This window comes from Kitasatospora sp. NPDC087315 (genome assembly GCF_044744345.1).
Lineage (GTDB): Bacteria > Actinomycetota > Actinomycetes > Streptomycetales > Streptomycetaceae > Kitasatospora.
On the sequence record NZ_JBIUYD010000030.1, the window covers coordinates 89,617 to 98,995 of the forward strand.

A 9,379-nucleotide genomic window follows, 5' to 3' on the forward strand; every position below is an offset into this window, starting at 1 on the left:
GGTGAGGCCCGGTGCCGTTTCAGGCACCGGGCCTCTTCCGTTTTCCGGCTGTCTCGGCGGGCCTGCCGGCGGGTGTCAGCCGGGCTGGCGGTCGGAGCCGAGTTCGCGGGAGATCCGCAGGCCGACCTGGGCGACCACGGGGCCGAGGGTGCGGACGCGGGCGGCGGTCATCCGGGAGGTGAGGCCGGAGACGGAGAGGGCGGCGGTCACCTCGCCGGTGTGGTCGAAGATCGGGGCGGCGACGCAGCGGACCTCCGGTTCGTTCTCCCGGTCGTCGATCGAGTAGCCGCGGGCCCGGATCCTGGCCAGGTCGGCGCGTAGATGGGTCTCGTCGGCGATGGTCCAGGCGGTGACCGGGCGCAGTCCGGCGGCGACCACCTCGGTGACGGCCTCCTCGGGCAGCCAGGCCAGGATCGCCTTTCCGGTGGCGGTGCAGTAGGCCGGTGCCCGGCTGCCGACCCGGGAGGCCATCCGGACGTTGGTCTCGTCCTCGACCTTGTCCAGGTAGACGATCCCCGGGGCCTGCCAGACGGTGAGGTGGACGGTCTCGCCGGCCTCGCGCTGGAGCCGGCGCAGGTGCTCGGCGGCGACGGCGCGCAGGTCGAGGGTGGAGAGGTAGGCCTGGCCGAGGCGGAGCGAGCCGTGGCCGAGCCGGAACCAGCCGGTCTCCCGGTCGCGGTCGAGCAGGTGCTCGTCGAGCAGAGGGCCGGTCAGCCGCAGCACGGTGCTCTTGTTGAGGGCGAGCGCGTCGGCGAGCTGGCCGAGCGGTACGCCGCGGCCATCGCCGTGGTCGCGGACGTAGCCGAGGACGGCCAGCGCGCGGCGCAGTGAGGACGACTGGTTGCGGTCGCCGGTCGTGGCCTTCTTCGGCTTCGTACCGGCCGAAGCCTCAGCCGAACCACCAGCCGAACCACCGGCTGCAGCGTCGGCCGTACCGGCGGCCGGCGGCTCCTCGGCGCCGACCTCCGCCCCGGTCCCCGTCTCCGTCATCGGCCCGATCCCCTCTCGTATCACCGCTGGACTGCGGCGGTTGTCAGACCGTACCCGTTCGCGTCGCGTTCGCCGATTCTTCGACACGGCGTTGTGCAGTGCAAAACTTCCCGAAGTGCCTCTTGTTGCCCGCGAGGGCCCCCGCCTAACGTCCCTGGCATCGAGCAGGCGACGCAGCCCACCCGAGCGGTCGCTCTGCCGTACCCCCACATCAACGCGTTCACGCACCCACCATCGGCCCCGGTCAGGGCCTGCTTCGACGCGCCCGTCCCCAGCGGCGCACGTCTCGGCGGCAACTGTCGGGAGGGGAGGTCTCCACCCATGCGACTCATCAGACGGACCGCTGCGGCCGCCGTTCTCACCGCCACCTGTATCGCGGCGGCCGCCTGTTCGCCGGGCACCGCGCTGCCGGCCGGCGACAAGGCCGGCGACGACAAGACCGGCACGCTGCAGGTCTGGCTGTACAACGAGGCCGGCAACGCGGCGAAGGAAGCGGTGATCAGCAAGGCGGTCGCCGAGTTCCAGTCCTCCCACCAGGGCGTCACCGTCAACGTCAGCTACATCGACACCGACGCCTCGGCCCGCGCCGCCAAGATGAAGGGCGCGTTCAACGACCCGAACAGTGCCCCGGACCTGGTCGAGTTCGGCAACACCGATCTCCCGGGCTACGTCGCGGCCGGCGGCCTCGCCGAGATCGGCACCGACCTCGACAAGTGGAAGGACAAGGGCGACCTCGACCCGGCGATCGCCAAGACCGCGGTGCTGGACGGCAAGACCTACGGCCTGCCCTGGTGGGTCGGCGTGCGCGCCCTCTACTTCCGCACCGACCTCTTCACCGAGGCCGGGCTGACCCCGCCGAAGTCGTACGACGAACTGGTCGCCGCCAACCAGAAGATCCACGCCGCGCACCCGGACACCTTCGGCATCGCGGTCGGCGGCAAGTACACCTTCGGTGCGCTGCCCTTCGTCTGGGACGCGGGCGGCGACATCGCGGCCAAGGACGGCGACAAGTACAAGGCCGACATCAACTCGGCCGCCTCACAGGCCGGTATCAAGCGCTACACCGACCTGTTCGGCGCCGACGGCTGCCCCGCCCAGCAGTGCGCGGACCTCACCGGCGGTAAGACGGTCGACCTGTTCGCGGCCGGCAAGTCCGCCATGGCGATCCTGCCCAACTCCAGCCGTAGCAAGGTCGACGCGGGTGCGGTCAAGGGCAAGTACGGTGTCGTCCCGCTGCCCGGCGAGAAGGCCGGTTCGATCGCCCCGGCGTTCGGCGGCGGCAACAACCTCGGCGTGATGAAGGCGGCCAAGCACCGCACCCTCGCCGTCGAGTTCGCCGAGCTGCTGGCGAGCCCCGGCTACCAGGAGCAGATGTACGACGCGATGGGCAACCTGCCGACCCTCAAGTCGGTCAACGACAAGGTCGCCGCCAAGGACGCCTTCCTCAAGCCGTTCACCGACACCATCGCGGCCGGGACCAGGTTCGTTCCGATGGACCAGGCGTGGGCGCAGATCGACGCGCAGGCCGTCATCCCGACCATGCTCCAGCAGATCGTCACCGGCAAGGCGGATGTGGCGAAGGCCTCGGGCGACGCGGCCACCCAGATCACCTCGGCCTTCGCGGGCCACTGAGCGGCTCACTGAGCGACTCACCGAGTAGCTCACCGGGCGACTCACCGAGTGGCTCACCGGGCGACTCACCGAGTGGCTCACCGCACGGGTCGCCGAGCTGCTCGCTCAGCGACCCGGCCAACGGCCGAGCACCCGCCGAACCCCGCAGAACACCCCGCTGAGTGGCCCGACGGCCGGGCCACTCAGCCGCCGCCGGGCGACTCGGCCGCCCACCCGGCGCCCGACCGGGCGCCGACTCGGCACTCACTGAGAGCAGGTTCCCTGGCGGCCGGTCCCCGAGGCCGGCCCCGTAGAGAGCAGGTCCCGTACGTGTCCGCATCCACCACGACCGTCCCGGCGGCGCCGACTTCCCCGAGCGGGCGTCGCCGGGGCGCCGGCCCGGCCGCGCCCCCGCGCGGCAGGCGCCGCACCCCGCTGCTGCTGCTCCTGCCGGCCGCGATCATCATGATCCCGCTGGTGGCGTACCCGATCTACCAGCTCGGTCTGCTGTCCGTGCTGGACTTCGGGCAGGCCCAGGCGTCCGGGGGAGCGCCGACCAGCTTCGTCGGCTTCGGCAACTACCAGAAGATCCTGAACGACGGCCAGTTCTGGTCGGTGCTGTTGCAGACGATCGGCTTCGCCGCCTTCTGCGTGGTCGCCACTCTGGCCGTCGGCGCCACCCTGGCGGTGCTGCTGACCAAGGTCGGCCGGGTGGCCCGGCTGGTCCTGACCACCGCCGCGATGGCGGCGTGGGCGGCGCCGGCGATGACCGGGTCGACGGTGTGGAGCTTCCTCTTCGACACCAACCTCGGCCTGGTCAACAAGACCCTGGTCAACCTCGGGCTCAGCGGCTTCCACGAGTTCAACTGGTTCTACGACAAGTGGACGGCGTTCCTGATCGTCGGGGCCGTGGTGGTCTGGCACTCCTTCCCCTTCGTGATGGTGACGCTCTACGCGGGCATCAGGGCGATCCCCGAGGAGATCCTGGAGGCCGCCGCCCTGGACGGCGCCAACACCTGGAACACCTTCCGCCGGATCACCGCCCCGATGCTGCGGCCGATCCTCACCATCGTGGTGATCCAGTCGGTCATCTGGGACTTCAAGGTCTTCACCCAGATCTACGTGATGACCGAGGGCGGCGGTATCGCCGGCCAGAACCTCGTCCTCAACGTGTACGCGTACCAGAAGGCCTTCGCCTCCTCCCAGTACGGACTGGGCGCGGCCATCGGTGTGATCATGCTGCTGATCCTGGTGATCCCGACGGTCTTCTACATCCGCACCCTGCGACGGACGGGAAATGAACTGTGAGCGCCCGTAGCCGCTGGCGGTTCGCCGCCAACACCACCGCCATCGTGGTGGCCGTCATCACCGCCTTCCCGATCTTCTGGATGGTGCTCTCGGCCTTCAAGCCCAAGGGCGAGGTGCAGTCCCTCGACCCCAAGCCGTGGACCACCCACCCCACGCTGGACAGCTTCCGCCAGGTGCTGAGCGTCGACGGGTTCGGCCGGTACTTCCTCAACAGCCTGGTCATCGCCCTGTCGGTGGTGGTGCTGTCGGCGCTGGTCGTCTTCCTGGCGGCGGTGGCGGTGACCCGCTTCCGGTTCAAGTTCCGCACCACCATCATGGTGATGTTCCTGATCGCCCAGATGATCCCGGTCGAGGCGCTGACCATCCCGCTGTTCTTCATGTTCCGCGACGCGGGCCGGTTCGCCCCCGGGATCGGCCTCAACACCCTGGCCTCGCTGATCCTGGTGCAGCTGGCGTTCTCGCTGCCGTTCGGCATCTGGATGATGCGCGGCTTCGTCGCCGCCGTACCGGTCTCCATCGAGGAGGCCGCCCAGATCGACGGCGCCAGCCGGTCCCGCATCCTCTGGCGGATCCTGCTGCCGCTGGTCGCGCCGGGCCTCGCCGCGACCAGTGTGTTCTCCTTCATCGCGGCCTGGAACGACTTCGTCTTCGCCAAGACCTTCATCATCAGTGCCACCGACAACCAGACCCTCCCCTCGGCCCTGCTGGTGTTCTTCAAGCCGGACGAGAACGACTGGGGCGGCATCATGGCGGCTTCCACCCTGATGACCGTGCCGGTGCTGATCTTCTTCATCGCGGTGCAGCGCAAGCTGGTCTCCGGGCTCGCGGGCGCGGTGAAGGACTGAGCCGCCCGGCCGGTTCCTGCTAGCGTCCCGGCCATGGATGTGGGGTCTGCGGGGTCTTCGGACCAGGGGCGTGCCGACCGGCAACTCGCCCAGATCGCCGAGACGGTGGGCCTCGCCCGCCGTCTCGGCGTCCGCGTCTGGCTGCGCGGCGGCTGGGCGATGGACTTCTTCCTCGGTGAACTCACCCGTGATCACGGGGGCATGGACAAGTTACGTGCAGTGCTGAATCATTGATGGTCAGTCAGCTTGTTCCGGGTGTTCGGGCCTGCCAGGAAGGGGGGCTCAGGAGACCCCGCGCGGCCGGAACTGGACGCTGATCCGCGGTCCCACCGGCCGGGCCGTCTTCGGGATCGCGTGCTCCCAGGTCCGCTGACACGAGCCGCCCATCACCACCAGGTCCCCGTGGCCGACCACCTGCCGCACCACGTGCGTGCCTTCGTTGCCTCCCTGGGCACCGCCCGGCCGGGGGCGCAGCAGCAGTGCGCGCGGCTCGCCCACCGAGAGGATCGCCACCATGGTGTCCTCCCGCTTGCCACGCCCGATCCGGTCCCCGTGCCAGGCGACACTGTCCCGGCCGTCCCGGTAGTAGCAGAGCCCCAGCGTCCGGAACGGCTCGCCCAGTTCCGTTGCGTAGTACGCGCTCAGCGCCGCCCGGGCCTCGCCCAGCACCGGGTGCGGCGGCTCGTCGGCTTCCCCGTAGTGCGCGAGCAGCCGTGGTACGTCCACCACCCGTTCGTACATCTCCCGCCGCTCGGCCCGCCACGGGACCTCCACCGCCAGCCGTTCGAACACCTCGTCCGCCCCGCCGAGCCATCCCGGCAGCACGTCCAGCCAGGCCCCCGCCCCGAGCACCACCCGCCGTACGCCTGCCAGCGGGCCCAGCCCGGCCCCGCCCCCGTCGGCGTCGTCGAACAACGAGGGCTGGCGGTGAACGGTGCTGTGCATGGTTCCAGCGTACGCTCATTTCGAACACCTGAGCGATTAGTCGAGCGACCGGCGACACCGGGCCGGGCGGGCCCGCGCGGACTGGTCGGCTCTGCGCGACGCAGCGGAACGTCATTTGCGCAGCGGGACGTAGCAGCGGGACGTAATTGCGGCGACAGGGGGCACCGGAACCGGCAGGATGTCCGGGTGAACAGCGTGACCATAAGCGACGAAGACCGTCGGCTTCTCGGGCTCTGGGCTGCCGATTGCGCCGAGCGGGTGCTGCCACTGTTCGAGGCGAAGGCTCCGTCCGACACCCGCCCACGTGAGGCGATCGAGGGCATCCGGTTCTTCGCGCGCGACGGGAAGCGGACGGCACGACTGCGCTCCCTTGCCTTTGCGGCTCTCGTGGCCGCACGCGAGGTCGGCGATCCGGCTGCCACCGCCGCCGCTCGTGCCGCGGGCTACGCGGCGGCGACCCCTTACATCCACCCATTGGCCACCCCTCACCAGGCGAAACACGCTCTTGGGCCGGCGATGTACGTGGCGCGCGCTCGTGAGCTCGCGGCGGGCGACGACGTCGGCGCCGGTGACGAGGAGATCCGGTGGGCGATCGAGCACGCACCGTCGGCGGTTCGTGGGATTGTGCGGCAGATGCCGGTTTTCAGCCCCGGCCGCAGTCGACTGGAGGCGCTTCGCCACCAGCTCGACGCGGCCCTTCGCCGCTGACCGGTGAAGGGGGCGTCGCCCCGGGCGACCGGGGCGACAAGCATCTCGCCGGTTCGGACGGGCCTTCGGCCGCCGCCACGCCGGTCCCGACGAGCCCGCCTGTGAGCAGCCGGTGCGCGTCGTGATCGAATGCGCGTCCGGGCACGGCCCGCCGTCAGCCCTGGTCGACGGCGTCGGGGGTGAGGCCGTCCTGGGCCTGCTGGGCCCGCTCGGCCAGCAGGTGGGCGAACGCCGTCAGGACCGTCGCGTCGTGGGACGTGGGCTCGTCCGGGGCGGTGGCGCGGGTGTACAGCAGGGTGGTGCCGACCCTGACCAGGGCCTCCACCTCGTGGCCGCCGGTCGTCCGGGCCGTGCTCTGGTCGCCGATCCGGGGCAGGGGGACGGCTGTGGCGGCGCCGTCGGCCCGTTGGGAGGTGAGGTCGAAGGCCCGGCGCGCGGTCTCGGTGGACGCGAAACTCACGACGGTGAAGTTCACGGTGTACGGGGAGGCGCCGCGGAAGGTCACTGACGCGTAGCCCAGTTGCTGGTCGCAGGCGTCCGGCAGCAGGCAGCGGACTTCTCCGCCGGACCCGGTGCCCGCACTCGGGCCGCTCTCCAGCGTCCACCCGGCGGGCATGGCCTGGAGGTCTGGCAGGACGCCCCGCATCTGTCCGGGATCGCGCAGCGCGACCGCGCCGTGCGCGAGGCCGGGCACACCGGGCCGGAGGACGGGGCGCGACCCCAGGTGGATCCCGAGGGCGACCAGCGCGGCAACGACGATCAGCACCAGCGCCACCAGGACACTGCCGCCGGCGCGGCGGCCGGCCGTGGCGAGGCCGCCGCCCGGGATGCCGCCGACCGCCCGGAGCGTCAGCGTCGTCGCTGCCCCGGGCTTCGGAGGGGTGGGCTGGTGCGCCGGGTGACCCAGTTCGGTGGTGACCAGGTAGCGGGCGAACGCCTGGTCCGTGGCCAGCAGTTGGCCGACGGCGGCGGCCAGCCGGGCCTGTGCGTGCCGGTCCGACGGGGCCGCCTCCACCGCGTCCACCGCCTGAGCCCCGTCCGGGGTGCCGCGCAGCCGAGCCCGCACGACGTCGACTGCCGCGCCTCCCGTCGAGGTCGCGCTGTTCGCGGCCGTCCGAACGAGAGCACCGACCACGGCCCTGACCAGATCCTGCCCGTCTACCATGACAACTCCCCCTGTGGCATGAGTAGTTGTCTGCACGATCCCCGTGCGCACCCCGACCCAATCACGGCCTGCCGGGTGCGGGGGCGGTCCCGGCGGCGCTCGGTCGGCCGGGGCGGCCGATGCGGGGGCCGGTCAGGGGAGCAGGGCCAGCAGGGTGCCGAGGGGGAGCGAGGGGTTGGCCGCTGCCGCCTGCGCCGTCTCCCGGTCGGGTGCGGCGAGGAGCGTGATCAGGGTGTCCAGGGGCAGAGCCGGATGGGCGGCGGCCGGGCGGCGGGACTTGGGGTGGGCCAGACAGGCGAGGAGGGCGAGGGGCGTGGCGTCGGGGTGGTGGGCGATCGCGTGGAGGGCCCGGTGGGTGGCGAGTCGGCCGGTGGCCAGATACTCCAGCAGGGCCGGCGACGCGTTGGGGCTGGCGGCGGCCGCTGCGGCGGTCTGTGCTCCGAACCGGTCGACTGCGGAGCGCAGTTGGGCTTCGGAGAGATCGGGGTGCGAGGCGATGGACTTCACCACCTTGGCGTCCGGGTCGGAGGCCAGCGTGTCGCGGACCGCGGCGGGCAGGTCACGGCGGCGGGCCAGGAGCATCCGCAGCGCCGGGACGGTGGAGACCGCCAGCTGTTCGACCTCGGCCGGGGACGCTGCGGCGATCCGGGGGAGCAGCGTCGGCCCGATCCGGGTGGCGCCGGCGAGGAGGGCCAGGACGTCGAGGGGCACGTGCGGGTTGTGCGCGAGGCTGCGCTGGACGTCGTGGCCGCGGTCGGCGGCGAGCCGGCGGATCAGGGGCTCGTCGATGGCGGGGTTCTCGGCGAGGTTCGCCCGCACCCAGGGAACGGGGTCGTCGGCGAGCCGTCGGCCGGCCTCCGCGGGCAGATCGGGGCGGGCGGCGAGTTCCTGGCGCAGCAGCAGTGCGGGGTGGTCGGCGAAGCGGGCGGCGGCCTGCGCGGGCGTGCTCGGGTTGCGCAGCGCCGGCTGCTGGATCTCGGGGGAGTCGGTGAGCAGGACGGCCAGCGCGTCCGCCGGAGTCGCCTCGTTCGCCGCCGCCGCGCGGCGGACGCCGGGATCGGCGTGGGCGGCGAACCGGGCGGCCAGGTCCGCGCGTTCGGTCCAGAGCGCCAGCTCCTCGACGACGGTCGTCTCCCGGTCGGCCGCCAGTGCCTCGGCCACCTCGGACGGCAGGCCCGGGCAGCCGGCCAGCTTCACCCGGCGCTCCACGACCGGGTCCGTTGCGAACCGGCGCGCCCACTCCGGCCGCCCGCGGCCCACGTCCAGCAGGGCGAGTGCGGCGCCCGGCCGCCTGCCGGGGTCGATGTCGGCGGCTCCGATCCTGCCGTCGTAGGCGAGTCGCACGGCGACGGCCTCCGAATGCGCGGCCAGGGCGCGTGCCTGCGAAGGGCTGAGGTCCGGCCGGGCGGCGAGATGTTCGGCGAGCTCAGTGCCGTCGGCTTCAGCGAACGTCGGGACGTCCGCAGCTGTGCCCGCCTCCGCGATGAGACGGTCGACGACGGCGGACGGCAGAGCCGGGTTGGCGGCGAGCCCGTACAGGACGTGATCCACGGTGGCATCCTGACGGACTCCCGCCGACCCGGGCACCTTCTTTTCGGCCCCGGCCCCCAGCCCCCGGCCCCGGGCCCCCGGACGAAGGCCGACGGGGGCCGGAGGGCGGTCAGCGCAGGTCGAAGACCAGACGGGCGCTGATCCTGCCCGCGAGGATGTCGTCGATGCAGGTGTTGACGTCGTCGAGTTTGCGGGTTTCGCGGATGACGCGGGTGCGGCCGAGGGCGTGCAGGCGGAAGACCTCGGCGAGGTCCTG

The 9,379-nt window shown here is 72.1% G+C and carries 9 protein-coding genes and 1 pseudogene; 5 read left to right on the top strand and 5 right to left on the bottom strand.

What is annotated here, in order from left to right:
• Nucleotides 1-75: 75 nt before the first annotated feature.
• The gene (locus ACIO5D_RS33210; RefSeq protein ID WP_400799694.1) at nucleotides 76-990 is read right to left on the bottom strand and encodes an IclR family transcriptional regulator; all 915 of its coding nucleotides are present in this window, start codon (nucleotides 988-990) and stop codon (nucleotides 76-78) included.
• Nucleotides 991-1,311: 321 nt separating this feature from the next.
• Here ACIO5D_RS33210 and ACIO5D_RS33215 point away from each other — a divergent pair, with 321 nt between their 5' ends.
• The 4 genes from ACIO5D_RS33215 to ACIO5D_RS33230 all read left to right on the top strand — a co-directional run bounded on the left by ACIO5D_RS33215 (nucleotide 1,312) and on the right by ACIO5D_RS33230 (nucleotide 4,988).
• Complete coding sequence (locus ACIO5D_RS33215; protein WP_400799697.1) at nucleotides 1,312-2,622, top strand: extracellular solute-binding protein; 1,311 nt, start codon at nucleotides 1,312-1,314, stop codon at nucleotides 2,620-2,622.
• Nucleotides 2,623-2,931: 309 nt separating this feature from the next.
• Complete coding sequence (locus tag ACIO5D_RS33220; protein WP_400651298.1) at nucleotides 2,932-3,909, top strand: carbohydrate ABC transporter permease; 978 nt, start codon at nucleotides 2,932-2,934, stop codon at nucleotides 3,907-3,909.
• Nucleotides 3,906-4,754 carry a carbohydrate ABC transporter permease gene (locus tag ACIO5D_RS33225; RefSeq protein ID WP_363609020.1) on the top strand — a complete coding sequence of 283 codons (849 nt, stop codon included), beginning with the start codon at nucleotides 3,906-3,908 and terminating at the stop codon, nucleotides 4,752-4,754. Before ACIO5D_RS33220 ends, ACIO5D_RS33225 begins: the two co-directional genes overlap by 4 nt.
• Before the next feature lie 33 nt (nucleotides 4,755-4,787).
• Nucleotides 4,788-4,988, top strand: coding sequence for a nucleotidyltransferase domain-containing protein (locus ACIO5D_RS33230; RefSeq protein ID WP_400799700.1), 201 nt, complete (start codon nucleotides 4,788-4,790; stop codon nucleotides 4,986-4,988).
• Nucleotides 4,989-5,036: 48 nt separating this feature from the next.
• Here the strand turns inward: ACIO5D_RS33230 and ACIO5D_RS33235 are convergent, their stop codons facing one another.
• Nucleotides 5,037-5,699 carry an alpha-ketoglutarate-dependent dioxygenase AlkB gene (locus ACIO5D_RS33235; protein ID WP_363609016.1) on the bottom strand — a complete coding sequence of 221 codons (663 nt, stop codon included), beginning with the start codon at nucleotides 5,697-5,699 and terminating at the stop codon, nucleotides 5,037-5,039.
• 186 nt (nucleotides 5,700-5,885) lie between these two features.
• Here ACIO5D_RS33235 and ACIO5D_RS33240 point away from each other — a divergent pair, with 186 nt between their 5' ends.
• Nucleotides 5,886-6,407, top strand: a complete 522-nt coding sequence (locus ACIO5D_RS33240) for a putative immunity protein (RefSeq protein WP_400756816.1) — start codon at nucleotides 5,886-5,888, stop codon at nucleotides 6,405-6,407.
• A 154-nt stretch (nucleotides 6,408-6,561) separates the two neighbouring features.
• Here ACIO5D_RS33240 and ACIO5D_RS33245 read toward each other — a convergent pair whose 3' ends face one another.
• The 3 genes and pseudogenes from ACIO5D_RS33245 to ACIO5D_RS33255 form a co-directional block, all read right to left on the bottom strand.
• Entirely contained in the window at nucleotides 6,562-7,572 is a 1,011-nt protein-coding gene (locus ACIO5D_RS33245) for a hypothetical protein (RefSeq protein WP_363609012.1), read from the bottom strand.
• A gap of 132 nt (nucleotides 7,573-7,704) precedes the next feature.
• Nucleotides 7,705-9,123: a hypothetical protein gene (locus ACIO5D_RS33250; protein ID WP_400651309.1), complete on the bottom strand. Its 1,419-nt coding sequence runs from the start codon at nucleotides 9,121-9,123 to the stop codon at nucleotides 7,705-7,707.
• Nucleotides 9,124-9,232: 109 nt separating this feature from the next.
• Nucleotides 9,233-9,379, bottom strand: a pseudogene (locus ACIO5D_RS33255) (zinc-dependent alcohol dehydrogenase); the annotation flags it as partial.

Bases quoted from the DNA above. Each gene is read 5' to 3' on its own strand.
- ACIO5D_RS33245 (WP_363609012.1), bottom strand. From the start codon at position 7,572: ATGGTAGACGGGCAGGATCTGGTCAGGGCCGTGGTCGGTGCTCTCGTT.
- ACIO5D_RS33215 (WP_400799697.1), top strand. From the start codon at position 1,312: ATGCGACTCATCAGACGGACCGCTGCGGCCGCCGTTCTCACCGCCACC.
- ACIO5D_RS33230 (WP_400799700.1), top strand. From the start codon at position 4,788: ATGGATGTGGGGTCTGCGGGGTCTTCGGACCAGGGGCGTGCCGACCGG.
- ACIO5D_RS33210 (WP_400799694.1), bottom strand. From the start codon at position 990: ATGACGGAGACGGGGACCGGGGCGGAGGTCGGCGCCGAGGAGCCGCCG.
- ACIO5D_RS33235 (WP_363609016.1), bottom strand. From the start codon at position 5,699: ATGCACAGCACCGTTCACCGCCAGCCCTCGTTGTTCGACGACGCCGAC.